We start from the raw sequence: 20,522 nt of genomic DNA, 5'->3' as shown, positions 1-20,522 counted from the left end.
AATGAGCAATATAAAAGTTATAGGTATTGATCTGGGTGCTACCAATATCCGCGGCGCGATGGTTAATCATAATGCCATCGGTAATATTGTATCGCAACGGATAAAAAGCGACGGCAGTGTAGAAGATGTGCTGAACGATATTTATGCCGTTGTTGATGCCCTGCTGCAAAACGATAGGGCCAGCGCCATAGGCATAGGCGTGCCCAGCGTAGTTGATGTAGCCGAAGGTGTTGTTTATGACGTGCAATATATTCCCTCATGGAAGGAAGTGCACCTGAAAAAACTGATGCAGGAGCGATACAACATCCCGGTATATGTAAATAATGACGCCAATTGTTTTGCCGTAGGCGAGTTATATTTTGGAAAGGGAAAAGATACTGACAGCATGGTTGGCGTGACCCTTGGCACCGGGCTTGGCACCGGCATTATTGCCAATGGCAAACTGTACGCAGGCCATAATTGCGGTGCGGGAGAAATAGGTCTTTTTCCTTATATCGATAACATCCTGGAGTACTATTGCAGCGGCTCATTCTTTAGCAATGTGTACGGATTGGATGGCGTACAAGTATTTAAAGATGCGCAGGCCGGCGAAGAGAGTGCATTAGGTTTGTATGCCGAATTAGGAAACCATGTTGGCAACGCCATAAAAATGATCATGTACGCCTATGACCCCGAACTGATTATTTTAGGCGGATCGGTAAGCCAGGCTTTTGAATATTTTAAAGATACCATGTGGCAGCAGGTGAAAACTTTTGCCTACTCAAAAACGCTTGAACGTATAAAAATCGAGATCTCGGAACTGCAAAACAGCGGTATCATTGGTGCGGCTGCTTTGTATTACGACAATCAGAAGTAAAGTCAATCTACCATGAAAAAAATATTATTAATGTCGGTAATAGCCCTGCTCAGTACAAGGGCATTTGCGCAGGAGCGGCAGGAGAATTTTAACTTACTGATGAAGGATGACTGGCAGATGCAATCGACAGTTACAGTGCCCGCCGCCGCTACGGAGGTTTCGAAAGAAAAATTTGATACCCAGGGCTGGTATAAAGTAAGCGTGCCATCAACCATTTTAGCTGGCTTACTGGCCAATCACGTATATAATTTCGACCCATTTATGGGCAGGAACCTTGAAAAACTGGCAGACCCGAAGCTGGATAAACCATGGTGGTTCAGGAAGGAGTTTACCCTGCCTGCTGCCGAAAATGGCAAAAACGTGATCCTTCGTTTACATGGTATCAACTATAAAGCCAACGTTTGGTTCAACGGGGTTAAAATAGCCGATTCAACAAAAGTGAAGGGCCCATATCGCATCATTGATCTTGATCTCACCAAAAATATCAACTATAGCGGCACCAACACTTTAGCTATTGAAGTGCTTAGGCCTTTTACCCCAAACAAACGTGATGGCGACCTTGCCATTGATTATGCCGACTGGATTCCCTATCCGCAGGATTATAATGGTGGTATCATCAATAATGTTGAAGTGAGAACTTACAATAAAGTAGGTGTGAAGTTTCCATTGGTTACAACAGATTTTGACCTGCCTTCGCTTGCGGTAGCCCATTTAACAGTAGATGCTCAGGTGACTAACTATACCAATAAACCACAGGATGCGGTGATCAAAGGCAGGATCAATGAAAATATATCCTTCGAAAAAAAAGTACACTTGCTGGCTAACGAGTCGAAGAATGTAAACTTTTCGCCTTTGGAGTTTAGGCAGCTTAATATTAAAGATCCATCCGTCTGGTGGCCCTGGCAATATGGTAAGCCAAACCTCAACCGCATTGAAGTATCGGCTGTGGTTAATAAAAAGCTGAGCAACTCGGTGAGCGAAAACTTTGGGATCAGGCAGTTTACATCCAGGATTATTGATAATAACCAGTCGCGTGAGTTTATTGTGAATGGCAAGCCTATCATGTTAAGGGGCGCGGCCTGGTCGCCTGATATTTTCCAGCGCCGTTCGCCCGAAAGGCAGGAGCAGGAGATCCGGTTGGTACGGGATATGAACATGAACATTGTACGCTCCGAAGGTAAAATGGAAGACGATAATTTTTACGATCTGTGCGATAAATACGGTCTGATGGTGATGAACGGCTGGATGTGCTGCGGCGCCTGGCAACACCCCGAAAAATGGGACGCGGCCGAAAGAAAAGTTGCCATGGCGTCAGATAGCAGTGTGATGTACTGGCTGCGCAACAAAGCCAGCTTGTTTGTATGGCTCAATGGCAGCGATATGCCGCCGACAGATACCTCGGTTGAGCGCGATTACCTGAAGATTGAAAAGCAGTTAAAATGGCCTAACCCCTTATTAGCAACCGCTAATGAAAGTAAATCAAAAGTATCGGGTTATAGTGGCGTAAAAATGGCCGGCCCGTATGAGTGGGTACCGCCTGTTTATTGGGAAACCGATGCCGCCAAAAAGTATGGCGGTACTTACAGTTTTGCTACCGAGATTTCGCCCGGCCCGTCAATCCCGCCGTATGAAAGCCTGGTGAAATTTATCCCTAAAGATTCGCTGAACGTAACCTCGGCCGCCTGGAACTATCATTGCGGTACAGGCTCATTTGGCACCACAAAGGTATTCACCAAAGCGCTTTACGGCCGTTACGGCGAAACTGCATCCGTCAAAAACTATGTAGCCAAGGCACAGGCCCAAAACTATGAAGCCCACCGCGCTATGATGGAAGCATACGGGTTGAATAAATATCAAACTGCTACGGGGGTAGTTCAATGGATGCTGAGCAATCCATGGCCGGGTATTATCTGGCATACATATGATTATTACCTGTACCCGGCGGGCACTTATTTTGGCATGAAAAAAGCGATGGAGCCGCTGCATGTGCTGTATTCTTACAAAACAAATGAGGTAGCAATTATCAACTCCTTTTTAAAAACCTTTACTGGCTTAAAAGTTAAGGCTGATGTTTATACCTTGGACGGATCAAGTAAATTCAGTAAAACCACTACTGCCGATATTGGTGCCGATGCGTCAAAAAGATTATTCGCCCTGCCCGCCATTACGGGTTTAACGGACACTTATCTGTTGCGCCTTGAATTAAACGATAAAAGCGGTGAAACTGAAAGCATCAACTGGTATTGGCTCTCCAAAAAAAGCGATGAGCTCAACTGGAAAAAGTCAAACTGGTTTACTACGCCGCAATCGGCCTATGCGGATTATTCGGCCCTGCAATCTTTACCCAAAACTAAATTAGTGGTTAGTCAAACCGGTAAAGCTGAAGGGGACAGCACCTCGCATATAGTAATTATAAAAAATACAGGGAGTGCAGTTGCGTTTTTTGTACATCTACGCGCTTTAAAAGGGCAAGGTGGTGACGATATTTTACCAGTGATCTTCAGCGATAACTATATCTCACTGGCACCGGGCGAAAGCAGGGTGATTAAATGTACCTATAGCACTAAGAATGCCGATAGTACAGCGCCTTATTTCCTAACTTCGGCCTGGAACCTGGATATAGCTGCAAGCAGTGGCGATTGTGGGTTTGAAGATGGGCTGCCGAAGGAGTAGTTTATCCGGAAAATAAGCTGATCATGGCCTGTTTTCTTAAGTTAAAACATCTGGTAAAATTTATCCCCAGTGGATAAATACAGGCATTTTTCGGGCTAATTTCCGGTGATTGGTGAAATAAATAAACCGCTGTTTATTATATTCGGCAAAACCCAAGCAGATAATGAAATTACTATCTAATTTAACCCTGTCATTTTGCCTGTTTTTTTGTGCCGGCGTTTGGGCCCAGCAACCTGTTAATATGCAATATTCGGTGTCGATGGAAAAGGCGGCCGACCATTTGTATCATGTTGAGTTGACCAATAAAACCCACCTCAAAACGCTCGATTTTAAGATGTGCGTTTGGACACCGGGATATTACCAGCTAATCAATTTTGCCGGAGCTGTACAAAATTTTACTGTTGCCGATGCAAAAGGCAATTCGCTTAAATTTGATAAGCCTACTAAGGATACCTGGAAGGTTATTAACCCCTCGGCCGGAGATGTAAAGATCTCATACGATGTTAAAGCTGTCGTGCCGTTTGTGGGCAACGTTTACCTTGACGAAACAAGGGGCTACATTACCCCCGGTGGCTTGTTCATGTACCTCGACCAGGAATTACGCCATCCAGTCACCATCCAAATGAAGCCTTACAGTAAATGGAATGATCTGGTAGCAACCGGGCTGGATACCCTGAAGGGACAATATCATGTTTACAAAGCCGCCGATTTTGATGTGCTTTATGACAGCCCTTTTTTAATGGGCGAGCTGGAAGTTTTGCCACCTTTCAGCGTGCAGAATAAACCACACAACTTTATCGGTTATAAGTTGCCTGCTTTTGACAGGAAGGCGTTTATGAACGACCTAAAAAAGATAGTAGTGACCGGCAGCAACATCATAGGAGAAATTCCTTATACACATTATACCTTTTTATCAATAGGCGCTGGCGGCGGCGGTATCGAACACTTAAACTCAACCTCGTTAAGTTTTAGCGGAGGTGAAGGGTTTAATACTACCGAAGCTCGTAAAAAGCTGTACAACTTTATAGCGCATGAGTATTTTCACCATTATAATGTTAAACGTATTCGGCCGGTGGAGCTTGGGCCGTTTGATTATTCCAAAGAGAACCATACCAATATGCTTTGGGTATCAGAGGGCTTTACCGTTTATTATGAGTATATGATAACCAGGCATGCCGGTTTAATGAATAACGAGGATATGTTTGGTGATTTTCAGAATAATCTGCGTAACTACGAAAATGAGCCGGGCCATTTGTATCAATCGGCAACACAGGCCAGTTACAACACCTGGGATGACGGGCCAAACGGCAGGCAGGGCGATGATTTTAATAAAACCATTTCATACTACGATAAAGGGCCGATTTTGGGCCTGATGCTTGATTTCAGCATCCGCCATGCAACGCAAAATAAAAAAACGCTTGATGATGTAATGCGCCTGCTTTATTATAAGTATTACAAAAAGCTGAACCGCGGTTTTACAGAACAGGAATTCAGGAATGAATGTGAGAAAATGGCGGGCGTACCTTTAACCGAGGTATTTGAATATGCATCCACCGTTAAACCGCCTGATTATCCAAAATATTTCGCTTACGGAGGACTAGCTGTTGATACTGCTACTAAAGTGGTATCGGAATCATGGGCTGGCCTTAACGTGCGGCAGCAGGGTGACACCCTCCGGATCAATACTGTTGCTTATAAATCGCCGGCTTGGGATAAAGGCATCAGGGGGCGTACGGTAATCCTAACAGTTGATGGTACTCCTGCCACAAAAGATATACTTTTTAAAGCTTTCGAAACCAAAAATACAGGAGATAGCCTAACATTGGGTTTGTTAAAAAACGGCGAAAAGAAAGACATAACGATTGTTTTGGGCAGGCTGAGGGAAAAGACATTTAAAATAACACCATTGCCTAATCCTGACCAATTGCAATCGGCTATTTTTAAAAGCTGGACAGAAGGGAAGTAATAGGTTTAGTGAGTGGTTGATTGGGTTGATCAGGTGAATGGTAGATTAAGAAATAACGTTTGTTATAATGTAAGGCACTTCGTAAAATTACGTGCAATTCAACGCTTATGAAAGTCATTGAAAAAGCTGAGCGATTGGCAAGGTTAGGGGTTGATCCAGTAGTGTTAAACCATTACCGCGAGCCCCATCGGTTTTACCACACCCTTGAGCATCTGGACGATGTATGGCAACAATTAGAGAACCGGGGCTACAGTGACAATGATGTATTATTGCTGGCTACAATTTTCCATGATATCATTTACGATCCGAGATCAGGCACAAATGAAGAAGATTCGGCGCAATATTTTAACGAAACTTTTACGGGGGATGGAGCGCTCAAAGCTCTTGTAACGGATATTATCCTCGATACCAAACATCACAAGCCGGGCTCGGCATTGTCAGAGATTTTCAGTGCAGCCGATCTTAATATCTTAAAACAGCCATTTGATAAACTGCTGATTTATGAGCAACAGATTTTTAAAGAGTTTCAGTTTGTCGATCATAAGATTTACCGTGAGAAGCGGGTGGATATTTTAAAGAGTCTGCGACAAAGCATTGATAATCCGGCCCTGGATTATTTAATAGCCTATGTAGAAAACTTTAAACCCCGTATAGCAGTATATCCGGGGAGCTTTAATCCATTCCACAAAGGGCATTATAATATACTCCAAAAGGCCGAGCGAATTTTTGATAAGGTGATCATAGCCCGTGGTGTTAATCCTGTTAAAGATAAAGCCGCATACGAATTGCCGGAAATATTAAGATACAGGCAAACTGAAACCTACGAAGGGTTACTCACCGAATTTGTAGATGGTTTGGGGTATGACGTTACTATTATCCGGGGATTACGAAATGGATCGGATTTACAGTACGAACTAAACCAATATCGATACCTGCAGGAATTGGGTGGCAAGAATATTAGTGTAACGGCAATTTTTTGCGATATGGAATTTGAACACATCTCAAGTACCGGGATCAGGCAACTGGAGAAGTATGGTAAGGCGGGGGATTATTTGTTGCCTTAGAAGTGGGTGGTTGATTTAATTCTACATGAATTCGCGTTAGCGATAGGAGCGGATACCGGCCTGTGGCTAACGCCTGTGCAGTATGAGCGTATAGCGCGGGCCGAAGGTAACGCCATAATTGATTTCGGAATTGGGACCTTTGATTCCGGATTTATTTACGTCAGAACCCGGATTTATTGAATTAAAAGAATGGGCAGAAAATTGGTGCTCAGACAACAATAATCCATTACTTGATCCAACCTAAGTAACCATTCACCTAATCCAACCTAATCAACCACTTGCAAATTACCCCAAAAACAAATCCATCCGCCCCCTTGCTTTTGCATAATTAATCACTATCTTTGCACCCACAATTAATAAAATAGTTAACGCTTTAATATTATTCAAGTAATGTATTTAGGTAAAGAAGCAAAGGCAGAGATCTTTGCAAAACACGGTAAATCAGCAGCTGACACAGGTTCGGCCGAAGGTCAGGTAGCTTTATTTACTACCCGTATTGCTCACTTAACAGGGCATTTGAAAAAAAACAAAAAGGATTTTTCAACTCAATTATCGCTACAAAAATTAGTAGGTAAACGTCGTGCGTTACTTGCTTACCTGTATAATAAAGACATTGAAAGGTACCGTGCTATCATCAAAGCTTTACAGCTAAGGGATATCATTAAGTAATTCTCTCCTTTTTTATTTAAAAGCCATCCCCATTTTAGGATGGCTTTTTTACTTTTGCAACATATATTTACACACATAAAATCCGATGCGCTCCCGAAGATGAAAAGTGCATCACAAACAAAAAAAGATGAGTTTAAACGTAATTAAAAAAGTTATTGATCTGGGCGACGGACGCACCATTGAGATCGAAACAGGTAAACTGGCCAAACAAGCGGATGGTTCGGTAGTGGTAAAAATGGGTGATACCATGTTACTGGCTACTGTTGTATCATCGCCTGAAGCTAAAGAAGGAGTTGACTTCTTGCCTTTATCTGTTGACTACCAGGAAAAATACGCTGCAACAGGCCGTATCCCGGGTGGTTTTTTACGCCGTGAGGCTCGTTTATCAGACTATGAGGTTTTGATCTCCCGTTTGGTTGACCGTGCTTTACGTCCTTTGTTCCCTGAAGATTATCACGCTGATACACAAGTGATGATCTCTTTAATCTCTGCCGATAAAGATATTATGCCCGATGCATTGGCCGGTTTGGCAGCATCTGCAGCTTTATCTGTATCTGATATACCTTTTAACGGTCCAATCTCTGAGGTACGTGTTGCTAAAATTGACGGACAGTTAGTAATCAATCCTACATTAAGCCAGCTTGAAAATGCAACTTTAGAATTTATTGTTGCAGGTAGCGAGCATGATATCAACATGGTTGAAGGCGAATCAAAAGAAATTCAGGAAGCTGAATTGGTTGAAGCCATCAAGTTTGCCCACACTGCTATTAAACTGCAATGTTTAGCTCAAAAAGAACTGACCATTGAAGTTGGTAAAACCGAAAAACGTGTTTACAGCCATGAGCATAGCAATGAGGACTTGAAAAAAGCTATCTACGCTGCTACTTATGATCAGGTTTACGCCATTGCTTCTGCTGCATCTGCAAAAGAAGAGCGGAGTGCTAAATTTAAAGAAGTGCGTGACGCCTATATCGAAACCTTAGGTGAGATAGATGATATTACTAAAGGCCTTGCTAAAAAATATTACCACGATGTGGAGTATGATGCTATCCGTAACCTTGTGTTAGACGAGGGCAAACGTTTAGATGGTCGTACTACTACACAGATCCGCCCGATATGGAGCGAAGTTGGCTATTTACCATCTGCTCACGGTTCGGCGATATTTACCCGCGGTGAAACACAATCATTAACTACCGTTACCTTAGGTGCTAAGGATGACGAGCAAATGATTGACGGTGCGTTCATTAACGGTTACCAAAAATTCCTGTTACACTACAATTTCCCTGGTTTCTCAACCGGCGAAGTTAGGCCTAACAGGGGTGCCGGTCGCCGTGAAATAGGCCACGGTAACCTGGCCATGCGTTCATTGAAACAAGTACTGCCATCTGAAGATGAAAACCCATACACTATCCGTGTAGTTTCTGATATTTTGGAATCAAACGGTTCTTCTTCAATGGCTACAGTTTGTGCCGGTACACTGGCACTGATGGATGCAGGTGTTAAAATTAAAGAGCCTGTATCAGGTATCGCGATGGGTTTGATCACCAACGAAATGGGCACCAAATATGCTATCCTTTCTGATATCCTTGGTGATGAAGACCACTTGGGAGATATGGACTTTAAAGTAACCGGTACTAAAAACGGTATCGTTGCTGTACAGATGGACCTGAAGATCAATGGCCTTTCATACGAAGTATTAACCAACGCGTTAAACCAGGCTAAAGACGGCCGTTTACATATTCTTGGCGAAATGGCTAAAACCATTACCGAGGCACGTGCAGATTACAAACCACATGCTCCGCGTATCGTTACCATTAAAATCGACAAAGAATTTATTGGTGCAGTTATCGGGCCCGGTGGTAAAATCATCCAGGAAATGCAACGCGAAACTGGTGCTACCATCTCTATCGAGGAAAAAGACAACCAGGGTATCGTTCAGGTATTTGCTGATAACAAAGCATCTATCGACGCCGCTTTAGGCCGCATCCGCGCTATCGCTTCAAAACCAGAAGTGGGTGAAATTTACGAAGGTAAAGTAAAATCAATTATGCCTTTCGGTGCGTTTGTGGAAATTATGCCTGGTAAGGATGGTTTGCTGCACATATCTGAAATTGATCACCGCCGTATTGAAACTATGGATGGCATCTTCCAGATAGGCGACGAAGTAAGGGTTAAGCTGCTTGACGTAGATAAGCAAGGTAAACTGAAGCTATCACGTAAGGTTCTCTTACCTAAGCCCGAGCCAAAGCAAAATAATTAAGTGTTTTTATACAGTAGCAAAGCCCTCTTTATGAGGGTTTTGCTATTTTGTTTTAATTTTTTTTATTTTTTTAAAACAAAAAGCGGATGTTTAAACTTATTAACTGTTAATACGTAGTTGATAAAACCATAATTCCGATCCTGTTTGATAAAAAAATGACCTCTGCTGCTAACGATCCTTTAGATTTCCTGAATAGCAATTCGGCTGGTATGCAGACGGGTACTCAGACGGATTTGGTTCAGCAGTTACTGTACGAAATAATAAGGGTGAAGGAAATCATTGTCTATTACGACTCCATCCCAAATGGAGGCGGACAACTGGGATCATCTATACTCAATGAGCTGGTTTCAGAAGCTTATCAGTCGCTGGTTAACTACGATACCGTACTGATGCGGAAATATTATGATTTATTGTTGAACTGCGATTAAGTCCGAACCCGGATTTGGGGAGGATTTCTTTTTGATTTCGCAGATAAAAAGTCATGTCATTGCGGGGGTACGAAGCAATCGCACGGAAGTATGGCCGCCCTGTATAGTATGCGATTGCCACGCTACGCTCGCAATGGCATACTTATTTTATCTCACAACAACAATATATCAATCTGGTGCGCATGCACCATCCCAACAACCGGCGACCATGCAAATACTGTAAAACGGCCGTCCTGAGAAGCTACCAGTGCTATGGCATCTTTTTGGTCGAAGACAAACTGTGCTGCCGCTAAATGCCTTGTACCGCCGTTTTGCGCCGGGTGGATCACCCGGGTTGAGCAACCGACGATAGGCTCGGTCACTACGATCTCTTCAATAGGTGAGCTTTTTGCTGCGCGGCCTATTTTGGCACCGAACGCCAGCAGTTCGTGTTTATCATTTATTAGCGTTGCACCGTCTATCGAGGTTAATCCGCCTATGGTATCAACCGCGCGGCGCATTTTTTCCTGCCATGAGGTGTGGTAACGGTCGATCCCTTCGTGGATCATCAAATCGGTAAGACCCGAAAACGGAGGGTCGACAGGGTAGGAGATCGGGGTAATGATAGATTCGCGCCATTCTTCGTTTCCGGAGGGCACAACTAATAATATGCCGCCACGTTTGTGGGCTTGCATGGAGGTAGCCAGCTGAACTAATACGTTTACCGGATCGTTCCATAGGGATGGTAAAGTAAAATCAAGCATGGCCGAAAGTACATTAGGGCAATCAGAAATGCTGGAGCCGTGCTCGTCAACTACTTTAATATCGTCGCCTTTTAATATGGCTATGTTTACAAATTTGCCAAAGCCCTCTATACGGCGATGTTTGATCACTAATAATCCGGGTTCAATTACTTCCAGCACAAAACAGTAAGCCGGGATAGCCAGGGTGGTTCCCCAGATGTATAGTTCATCATCTTCTATCCAGATGCCCAAATGGATGCCCGGCTGTTGTACCGCCGAAGCAAATTTGGTGAGGATATTAGGCGCGAGTTTAATTTTACCGCCAAACAACAACGGCTGACCGGCAGCTTCGGGCGGCAAAAAAGCAAGCGTGAATTTTGGCGAAAATCCCTCTTCCCGGCGCAAGCTTGCCCAAAACGAGATATCGATAAGTGATTCAATAGTGGTGCAGCTGGGGGTAGGGGCAAGGTCTATCTCATCGTTATCGGCGAGGGCTTTGGCGTGAAAATGCCTGAAATGCCTTTCGATAATGGTTGCTACTTTACCGGCTGCTTTATATGTAGGTCCTGAACTCAAAGTTTTGGTGGTGTCTTTCATTTAAATACTTATCTCAAAAGTAAAGCTAAAAAAACATGCTAACAAACTAACGCATCAATATTGCAATTGGATGAGCCGGTCTCATCCCAAACTCTCTCCCAAAGAGAGGATTAGGTACGCCGTTTGTCAACCGTTTATCATACTCATTATCAATTATCTTCCTAAAGTCAGTTGTTGATCCGGGTCAATTTTTTTTGAAACTATTGTAGCAATTTTGCAGCCGGAAACGATAATGTAATCATGAAACTCATATCACACCTCATATCACTCACCCTGCCCGATACCACACCACTGCAGGTATCAGCCCTTTTAAACCTCGGGTTAACTTACGTACAACAAGGTTTCAATAAAGTTTTTCATAAAGCAGTGCGAAACAATCAGCCCTGCGGCGAGCTTCAGCCATGTATGTAAGCTGCATTTAATTGCAGATAACGGCAGCCGCACTTATAAATTATAGCTAAATTTGCGCTTAATTATTAAGTATGGATCAGCTAACGGCTGCGGGCAAATCAAAAATGCGGATTGCCAACAGTGTCTTCTTCTTTGTTTCGGGCTTCGGGTATTCTTCATGGGCCTCGCGTATTCCATCCATAAAACATCAGCTTAATTTAAATGAAGCCCAGTTAGGGGTTGTGCTGTTTGCCATGCCTGTTGGCCTGATGCTTACCATGCCTTTAACGGCCAAAATGATCAAGCATTTCAGCAGCCGTATAATGATGTTGATAGGTGCGCTGGCCTTTAGCCTGGTGCTTTGCCTCCCCGGTTTTGCAGCTTATATGTGGCAACTGATAGTAGTTTTATTTTTTGTTGGCTCAACCCGTAATATATTAGGTTTATCTATGAACTCGCAGGCCGTGGGGATCCAGGCTTTGTATGATAAATCGATCATGGTAACATTTCATGGCATCTGGAGCCTGGCCGGTTTTGGCGGCGCTGCTGTCGGCTATTTAATGGTATTATTTAACGTGGCTCCTTCATATCATTTATTAGGTGTGGGAGTTGCGATGCTGATCCTCTCGGTAATATTTTATCCCTCAACATATGACTATCAGCCTGCCGAAACACCCAATAAATCGGTGTTTTCCATGCCCGATAAACACTTGCTTAAATTTTCTTTAATATGTTTCGCCTCTATGGCCTGCGAAAACACGCCGTACGATTGGAGCGGTGTTTATTTTGAAAAGGTAGTCCATGCCACCAAATCATTCGCTGAGGCCGGCTTTGTAGTTTACATGGTTACCATGACCATTGGCCGCTTCGCGGGCGATAGGGTAGTATCGGCCATTGGTATAAAAAAGGTGTTAACTTATAGCAGCTCGCTAGTTTTGGCCGGTTTGCTGGTATCTGTGTTTTTACCATATACTTTAACCGTTTATTTGGGCTACGCCATGATAGGCATGGGGGTGTCATGTATAGTGCCGCTTATATTTAGCATGGCCGGTAAATCAAAAACAATGAACAGCAGCCAGGCCCTGGCCGCCATATCAACAGTTGGTTATCTGGGTTTTGTTATAGTACCGCCGATAGTTGGTTTTATTGCCCAGGCAGCCAACCTGCAAATAGCTTTTTTTGTTGTTGCCGCCTTTGCTGCCATGATGATATGGTTGGTGCGTAAAATTGAAGATGAGCCCGTGGTATCATAGTTTTGTCAAATAAGCTGCTTAGTATTTACGCCAGCCCCGTTTTAGCTTATAATTGTGTCATCAAATCCACTGGTTTGATATAACATCTGCAAAAAATGAGCACAAACATTACCGAAACCAGCATACAGCCGTCAACAGAATTATTTATCAAAATGGTAGTCTCCAACTGGGAACTGCAAAACAGTCGCCTAAACGGTTTACTCGATAAGTTATCTGACGAAGCTCTTGCTGCCGAAACTGCTCCCGGCCGAAACAGCGGTATTTACCTGCTGGGTCATCTTACTGCTGTTAGCGACGGAATGTTTACCTATTTAGGTTTGGGCGAAAGGCTCTATCCCCAGCTGGATAAAATTTTTGTTAAAAGTCCTGAAAATTCTGGTTTGGAAAAACCTTCACTGGCTGAGCTTAAGCAATATTGGGCTAAAGTAAATGAGGTTTTAACCGAAAGAATGAATGCCATGCAGCCCGAAGACTGGTTTAAGCCGCATAGCGCCATTGCAGCAGATGATTTTGCGAAAGAGCCGCACCGTAACAGATTAAATATCCTGATTAATCGTACTATACACCAGGGCTATCATATTGGGCAATTGGTTTACCTGGTAAAGAAATAAGCGTTTACCGACCAGATTTGACTCAAAAGGTTTAACCCATGACAATTGGATGAAACGTTTTTTACAAAGGGATGGTAAATAATCCTTAAAACCGTTATACTTTTGCTTAACACTGTTAAATGATTTAATAGTGTAATCAAAATGGCAAGTAAAGAACGAATTCAGCGCTTAAAAGAGGAAACCCGGGTTAATATCCTGGATGCCGCGCTCCACATAGTTAAACATGAAGGCTGGCAGGCCTTAAGCATGCGTAAGATTGCCGATGTAATTGAGTACACCGCGCCCATTATATATGAATACTTTGCAAATAAGGATGCTATATTAATGGAACTTACCCGCAAAGGCTATTTGATATTAGCAAAGGACATGGAGGAAGCCAAAGAAAAGCACCGCCTGCCCGAAAAGCAATTGGAGGCCATGTGGCTTGCTTACTGGAACTTTGCTTTTGACAATAAGGAACTTTACCAGGTTATGTTTGGCGTACAGATGAACTGTTGCTGCGAAATGGTAAAATCAATGCCCGAAGCCCAGCTCCCTACCACTATGGTTAGCGAGGCTATTATGCAACTGATGGATATAAAGGATATCAATGACGAAATGATCTGCACCAAATACTATACCTTTTGGTCGGTTGTACACGGGTTGGTATCCATTAACTTACTGAGCAGGGGATTCTCTGACGAAGTTAACCGCCAGGTTTTGAAAGATACCATAGGCGGTATCATCAGGTCGATGAAAGATTAATTCTTTCTGCGGCTTGAAAACTACACTGTTAAATTACCTTACAGTGTTAGGCAATTGTTAAGCACTTTTAAAACAAACTCTTAATACAATGAAAAAGCTCACTCACAACCCTCGCAATCTATTTAACAGTGTTAAACGATTTAACGGTGTTGTAACATCTAATTTATGCAATTGCTGTAATTAGCGTACATCGTTTCGGTATATCGTCATGAAAAATCGTGAAAATAACGATATAAGGCATTGGAAATTAAATATTATAAATATAAATAATTGATAGTCAGCTGAGTATATAGCTGGCATCTCAATTGAAAATGATCGGCAACAATAAAACAATGAAAACAATCAAATCATCATATATCACAAGCCCAACGGCTTTTTCTAATCCTATTCATTCACCACTCTTAAAATCATCACTCATGAAAACACTCCTTTTAGCAGCAGTTGCAGCTTTAACATTATACGGATGTTCATCTGCACCGCAGGCTCCAACAGCACCTCCACCGCCAGCCTTACCGGTTGCTTCTATAGTATCAGGTACCGAAACTACTTACCAGGAATATCCTGCTTCAATTGAAGGTGCCGTTAACGTAGAGATCAGGCCACAGGTAAGCGGTACTTTAGATAAAGTATTTGTTGACGAAGGCGCTTTCGTATCTGCCGGGCAGCCAATATTTAAAATTAACGAACAACCATACCGTGCGGCTTTAAATAACGCATTAGCAAGCTTACACGCCGCCGAAGCAGCACATGTAAATGCGCAACTGGAAGTTGAAAAATTAACTCCGCTTGTAGCTAATAAAGTAGTTTCTGACTACCAGCTAAAAACGGCTAAAGCAGCAGCTGATGTAGCGAAAGCCAACATCGAATCGGCTAAAGCTAACGTAGCTACCGCGCAGATCAATTTGGGTTACACCTTAATAAAAGCTCCCGTAAGCGGTTATATCGGTCTGCTTGCTAAGAAACAAGGTAGCCTTGTTGCTCCTGCGGATGTTGCTCCACTAACTCAATTATCAGATGTTCATGATGTACACGTTTACTTTTCATTGGGCGAAAAAGATTTTGTTGCCTTTAAAGAACAATATCCCGGCGCTAACCTGAAAGATAAATTGAAAAATGTACCATCAGTATCATTATTGTTAGCTGATAATACAGAATATGCTAAACAAGGTAAAATTGATATTGTAGACGGTCAGTTTGATAAAAACACCGGCGCTATCACTTTAAGGGCAAATTTCTCAAACCCTGACGGTCTTTTACGCTCTGGTAATACCGGCAAGATCCGTTTAAGCCTGAGCCATAAAGATGCTTTGATCGTTCCGGAAGCTTCAACTATCGAAATGCAGGATAAAGTATTTGTATTTGTAGTTGGCGATAGCAGCAAAGTGAAAAAACAACCTATCGACATAATTGGTAAATCGGGCGATCACTACCTGGTTAAAGATAAAGAAGCCATTAAAGCCGGCGACCAGATCGTGTTAGAGGGCATTGATAAATTACAGGAAGGCATGGTTATCCAGCCTCAAAAAGCTGCAGATAAAGTAGCCGCTGTAGTTAAGAAATAATACATACACTTAAACTTTAAAGTCATGTTTCAGAAATTTATAGAAAGACCGGTACTCTCAACTGTTATCTCCATATTGCTGGTGATAGTGGGTGTGCTTGGTTTAACAAAACTGCCCTTAGAGCGGTTTCCTAATATTGCCCCTCCGTCGGTATTAGTATCAGCCGTGTATCCGGGCGCCAATGCCGAAACTATTTTACGTTCCGTTACGCCTTCGTTAGAAGAAGCGATTAACGGGGTGGAAAATATGACCTATATGACCTCTACCGCCAGTAATGACGGTACATTAGGTATTACCGTTTACTTTAAACAGGGTACTAACCCCGATCAGGCAGCGGTAAACGTTCAAAACCGTGTTTCACAGGCTTCAAGCCAGTTACCAGCCGAGGTTTTGCAATATGGTATTACAACTACCAAACAGCAAAACAGCTTTATCGGTGCTATGGCCATCTACTCTGAAGACCCCAAAAAATACGATCAAACCTTTGTAGCCAACTATGCGCAGATCAATATCGTTCCGGAAATTAAACGTATCCCGGGTGTAGGTTCTGCCAGTATTTTTGGTGGTATTAAGGATTATTCAATGCGTGTTTGGTTAAATCCTACCCAAATGGCAACTTACAATGTTACACCGGCCGAAGTAACCGCAGCTATACAGGACAAAAACCTTGAAGCAGCACCAGGTAAATTTGGCGAGCGCAGCAACGAAGCATTTGAGTATGTAATTAAATATAAAGGTAAACTTACCAAACCAGAGGAGTACCAGAACATCGCCATCCGTGCTAATGCAGATGGTTCTGTATTGCGTTTGAAAGACGTAGCACGTGTTGAACTGGGTGCATACTCATATAATAGCGTTAGTAACCTGAACGGCCACGATGGTATTATCATCGGTATTATCCAATTGTCAGGTTCAAATGCCAACGAAATCCAGATCGCTATCGACAACCTGATGGTGAAATTATCTAAAGATTTCCCTGTCGGGATTAAATACAACCAGTTCTATCGTACTAAAACCGACCTTGATGAATCTATCAACCAGGTTGAGCATACATTAGTTGAGGCCTTCATCCTTGTATTTATTGTAGTATTTATATTCCTGCAGGATTTCAGATCAACATTGATCCCGGCTATAGCGGTTCCGGTTGCTATTATCGGTACGTTCTTCTTCATGAACCTGTTTGGGTTCTCGGTTAACTTGTTGACACTGTTCGCGTTGGTATTGGCCATCGGTATTGTGGTGGATGATGCCATTGTGGTGGTGGAGGCGGTACATGCCAAAATGGAGCATGACCCAAGTCTTACTCCTAAAGCGGCAACTACTGAGGCTATGCACGAAATTACAGGTGCAATTATATCCATTACCCTGGTTATGGCTGCGGTATTTTTACCGGTGAGTTTCATGACAGGCTCAACTGGTATCTTCTATCGCCAGTTTGCCTTAACTATGGCTATATCTATCATTATATCGGCTGTTAACGCGTTAACTTTAAGTCCGGCTTTGGCTGCGCTATTCTTAAAGAATAAACATAGCGGAAACGGTCATGACGCACCTAAGAAAAGCTTTGTAGAGAAATTTTACGCGGGCTTTAATGGTGGCTTCAATTATATGACCAACAGGTATGTTGGCGGCTTGAAAGTTCTGATCCGTAATAAATGGATCAGTATGGCCGGCCTTGCCTTAGTAGTTGTTGCTACAGTTTACATGGTAAACAAAACCAAAACAGGCTTTATTCCTACCGAGGACCAGGGCTTTGTGGCTATAGCAGTAAATACACCATCAGGTACTTCATTAGCAGGAACTAACAAAACCTTTAAACTGGCTGAAGATCAGTTGAAAACATTGCCGTCTGCACGATTTGTTACCGCGCTTTCTGGTTTTAACTTCTTAACACAATCCAGCAGCCCATCGGCAGGTGTTATCTTCCTGTTGTTGAAGCCTACTGAAGAAAGGGGAGAAGTTAAAAATATTGATGCTATCCAGAATATTGTTAGGGGCAAATTAGCAGGCATACCAGGTGGTACGTTCTTCGTGTTCAGTTTCCCAACCGTTCCTGGTTTCAGCAACGTGGAAGCGCTTGACGTAATGCTGCAGGATAAAACCAACGGCAGGCTGGATAAATTTAGCGGTGTTGCCAATAACTTTATCATGAAACTGATGCAAAAGCCGGCTGTTGCTTTCGCCTTTACCTCATACAAAGCTGATTATCCTCAGTTACAATTAGAAGTTGATGACGAAAAAGCCAACCAGTTGGGTGTAAGTGTTAAAGACATCCTGTCAACCATGCAGGCTTACTTTGGTACCGCACAGGCATCAGACTTTAACCGCTTTGGCAAATACTACCGCGTGGTTGTTCAGGCTGATATTGCCGACAGGACAGATCCATCGGCAATTGACCGTGTATTTGTTAAAAACAAATCGGGCGAAAATGTGCCTATCAACACCCTGGTTAAATTAACCCGTGTGTATGGCTCAGAAACTGCTTCACGTTACAACTTGTTCAACTCTATCGAAATCAATGCTATCCCTAAACCAGGCTACAGCTCTGGTGATGCCATCAAAGCGATTGAGGAAACAGCTAAGGAGCAATTGCCGCAAGGTTTTGCCTATGAGTTTACCGGCCAAACCCGCGAGGAGATTTCTTCAAGTGGTCAGTCGACTGTGATCTTCCTGTTATGTTTGGTGTTTGTATACTTCCTGCTGTCTGCACAGTATGAAAGTTATATCCTGCCATTGGCGGTAATACTTTCGATACCTACAGGTTTATTCGGGGTATTCATTGTGTTAGGCTTAACCGGTATCGAAAACAACATCTATGTACAGGTTGCGCTGATCATGCTCATCGGCTTGCTGGCCAAGAACGCCATCCTGATCGTAGAGTTCGCGGTACAACGGCGAAGGGCAGGGCATGGGCTGGTTCAGTCGGCTATCGAAGCTGCTCAGCTCCGTATTCGTCCAATCATCATGACCTCCATGGCCTTCGTATTCGGTTTATTCCCGATGAGTATCGCAACCGGTCCATCTGCACAGGGTAACCACTCTATCAGTATTGGTGCAGCAGGCGGGATGGTTTCAGGCGTACTGTTAGGTTTGTTTATCATACCCGTACTATACGTGATATTCCAGGGCTTGCAGGAACGCATTAGTGGCAAACCTAAGCCGCTTGCCGCTGCCGGCGACCATGGTAAAGATGCTGTAGTTTTAGAAAACGAATATTCAGCTTAATCAATCAAACATCAACTAAAACTATCACGGCCTTTAAAATCCGTGATAGTTTAAAAAAGATATAACAATGAAAAATATAATAGGCAGTTTGGCTTTAGCACTGGTAGTGCTGGCAGGCTGTAAAGTTTCAAAAGATGTTGCTACGCCAAAGGACGCGCAACCTGAAGCTTTCAGGAACGCGGTTACCACCGGCGATACCAGCAGCATTGCCGACTTGCAATGGAAAAACTTTTTTACCGATGCTGCTCTTCAAAAGCTGATTGACAGTGCCATCGTTAAAAATTACGATATGCAAGTGGCCGTAAAAAATATCGAAGCTGCGCAATTGCAGTTTAAACAAGTTAAATGGAACTATGTACCATCTGTTGGTTTAAATGTTACGGCAAGCAGCAACCGTCCATCTGATAACAGTGTTACCGGGCTAAGCATTAAACAGTTTAACATTGGTACAAAACATGTTGAAGATTACAACGCCAACCTTTCACTTTCATGGGAGGCTGATATCTGGGGTAAAATTCGCAGTCAAAACCGTGAAGCTTTGGCCCAGTACCTGCAAACTAACGAAGCTAAAAGGGCTATCCAAACCAACATCGTATCAAGTGTATCACAAGGTTACTATAACTTGCTGATGCTTGACGAGCAACTGGAAATAGCTAAGAAGAACGTAAAACTGAATGACAGTACATTGCGCATCATCAAATTGCAGTACGATGCCGGCCAGGTGACACTTTTAGGTGTTCAGCAGGCACAGGCCCAGTTAGAAGCTGCCGCGCAATTGGTTCCTCAGTTTGAACGCGATATCAATGTTCAGGAGAATGGCTTGAGCATATTGGCAGGCAGATTACCTGACGCCATTGAACGTAGCGCTAAACTTAATGATATTACTTTCCCCGAAACACTTTCGGCAGGTGTACCATCAGCAATGGTGAGCCGCAGGCCCGATGTACGCAGTTCGGAGTTGGCTTTAAATATAGCTAACGCGAGGGTTGGTATCGCTAAAGCCCAGCTTTATCCCTCATTAACTATAACCGGTCAGGGTGGTTTAAACTCATTTAAATCAAGCAACTGGTTTAATATTCCGGCTTCATTATTTGGTACTGTTGCCGGTGGTATTGCTCAGCCTTTGTTGCAACACAAACAATTGCGTACTCAATACGAAGTTGCCAAAGTTGACCGCGAAAAAACAGTGATCCAATTCCGTCAGTCTGTATTAAATGCAGTAGGAGAGGTATCTGACGCTTTGGTAAGGCTCCAAAAGCTTAAAGAGCAACAAACAATCGCAGCTAACCGCGTTAAAACATTGCAACAAGCTACAAGCAATGCGAGCATGTTGTTTAAAAACGGGTTTGCTACCTATCTTGAGGTGATTACTGCGCAAGGTAATGTATTGCAAGGTGAGCTTGAATTAGCATCTATTAAAATGGCTCAACTTAGTGCCAACGCTGAGCTTTATCGCTCATTAGGCGGCGGCTGGAAATAAGCTTTATCTACCCCCGTGAAAA

At 43.2% G+C, this 20,522-nt stretch carries 15 protein-coding genes; 14 read left to right on the top strand and 1 reads right to left on the bottom strand.

What is annotated here, in order from left to right; genetic code table 11:
- Nucleotide 1: 1 nt before the first annotated feature.
- From ACP26M_RS11740 to ACP26M_RS11710, 7 genes are all read left to right on the top strand, one after another.
- On the top strand, nucleotides 2-856 hold the full coding sequence (locus ACP26M_RS11740; protein ID WP_426589037.1) for an ROK family protein: 855 nt from the start codon (nucleotides 2-4) through the stop codon (nucleotides 854-856).
- 12 nt (nucleotides 857-868) lie between these two features.
- Nucleotides 869-3,529, top strand: a complete 2,661-nt coding sequence (locus ACP26M_RS11735) for a glycoside hydrolase family 2 protein (protein WP_426589035.1) — start codon at nucleotides 869-871, stop codon at nucleotides 3,527-3,529.
- 163 nt (nucleotides 3,530-3,692) lie between these two features.
- Complete coding sequence (locus tag ACP26M_RS11730) at nucleotides 3,693-5,495, top strand: M61 family metallopeptidase (RefSeq protein ID WP_426589033.1); 1,803 nt, start codon at nucleotides 3,693-3,695, stop codon at nucleotides 5,493-5,495.
- 107 nt (nucleotides 5,496-5,602) lie between these two features.
- Nucleotides 5,603-6,559 carry an adenylyltransferase/cytidyltransferase family protein gene (locus ACP26M_RS11725; RefSeq protein ID WP_426589031.1) on the top strand — a complete coding sequence of 319 codons (957 nt, stop codon included), beginning with the start codon at nucleotides 5,603-5,605 and terminating at the stop codon, nucleotides 6,557-6,559.
- Between the two features lie 390 nt (nucleotides 6,560-6,949).
- Nucleotides 6,950-7,228 (top strand): 30S ribosomal protein S15, encoded by a 279-nt coding sequence (gene rpsO, locus ACP26M_RS11720; RefSeq protein WP_090524765.1) that lies wholly within the window; start codon nucleotides 6,950-6,952, stop codon nucleotides 7,226-7,228.
- Nucleotides 7,229-7,355: 127 nt separating this feature from the next.
- Nucleotides 7,356-9,488: a polyribonucleotide nucleotidyltransferase gene (gene pnp / locus ACP26M_RS11715; RefSeq protein WP_090526179.1), complete on the top strand. Its 2,133-nt coding sequence runs from the start codon at nucleotides 7,356-7,358 to the stop codon at nucleotides 9,486-9,488.
- A gap of 155 nt (nucleotides 9,489-9,643) precedes the next feature.
- Nucleotides 9,644-9,916: a hypothetical protein gene (locus tag ACP26M_RS11710; protein WP_426589028.1), complete on the top strand. Its 273-nt coding sequence runs from the start codon at nucleotides 9,644-9,646 to the stop codon at nucleotides 9,914-9,916.
- Nucleotides 9,917-10,068: 152 nt separating this feature from the next.
- Here the strand turns inward: ACP26M_RS11710 and ACP26M_RS11705 are convergent, their stop codons facing one another.
- Nucleotides 10,069-11,235: a putative sensor domain DACNV-containing protein gene (locus ACP26M_RS11705; protein ID WP_426589026.1), complete on the bottom strand. Its 1,167-nt coding sequence runs from the start codon at nucleotides 11,233-11,235 to the stop codon at nucleotides 10,069-10,071.
- A 240-nt stretch (nucleotides 11,236-11,475) separates the two neighbouring features.
- On the opposite strand from ACP26M_RS11705, the gene ACP26M_RS11700 reads away from it, so the two are divergent.
- The 7 genes from ACP26M_RS11700 to ACP26M_RS11670 all read left to right on the top strand — a co-directional run bounded on the left by ACP26M_RS11700 (nucleotide 11,476) and on the right by ACP26M_RS11670 (nucleotide 20,500).
- Nucleotides 11,476-11,646, top strand: coding sequence for a hypothetical protein (locus ACP26M_RS11700; protein ID WP_175489912.1), 171 nt, complete (start codon nucleotides 11,476-11,478; stop codon nucleotides 11,644-11,646).
- 71 nt (nucleotides 11,647-11,717) lie between these two features.
- A complete protein-coding gene (locus ACP26M_RS11695) occupies nucleotides 11,718-12,878 on the top strand; it encodes an MFS transporter (RefSeq protein WP_426589023.1) in 1,161 nt (386 codons plus the stop codon).
- 95 nt (nucleotides 12,879-12,973) lie between these two features.
- A complete protein-coding gene (locus ACP26M_RS11690; RefSeq protein WP_426589021.1) occupies nucleotides 12,974-13,489 on the top strand; it encodes a DinB family protein in 516 nt (171 codons plus the stop codon).
- 141 nt (nucleotides 13,490-13,630) lie between these two features.
- Nucleotides 13,631-14,233, top strand: coding sequence for a TetR/AcrR family transcriptional regulator (locus tag ACP26M_RS11685; RefSeq protein ID WP_090524775.1), 603 nt, complete (start codon nucleotides 13,631-13,633; stop codon nucleotides 14,231-14,233).
- A 416-nt stretch (nucleotides 14,234-14,649) separates the two neighbouring features.
- On the top strand, nucleotides 14,650-15,795 hold the full coding sequence (locus ACP26M_RS11680; protein ID WP_112655393.1) for an efflux RND transporter periplasmic adaptor subunit: 1,146 nt from the start codon (nucleotides 14,650-14,652) through the stop codon (nucleotides 15,793-15,795).
- Between the two features lie 24 nt (nucleotides 15,796-15,819).
- Nucleotides 15,820-19,020 (top strand): efflux RND transporter permease subunit, encoded by a 3,201-nt coding sequence (locus ACP26M_RS11675; RefSeq protein ID WP_426589018.1) that lies wholly within the window; start codon nucleotides 15,820-15,822, stop codon nucleotides 19,018-19,020.
- A gap of 67 nt (nucleotides 19,021-19,087) precedes the next feature.
- Nucleotides 19,088-20,500, top strand: coding sequence for an efflux transporter outer membrane subunit (locus ACP26M_RS11670; protein WP_426589016.1), 1,413 nt, complete (start codon nucleotides 19,088-19,090; stop codon nucleotides 20,498-20,500).
- Nucleotides 20,501-20,522 lie beyond the last annotated feature (22 nt).

Source organism: Mucilaginibacter sp. R-33 (genome assembly GCF_049949235.1).
Classification (GTDB): Bacteria; Bacteroidota; Bacteroidia; order Sphingobacteriales; family Sphingobacteriaceae; genus Mucilaginibacter.
This window is presented reverse-complemented; position numbering and strand designations above follow the sequence as displayed.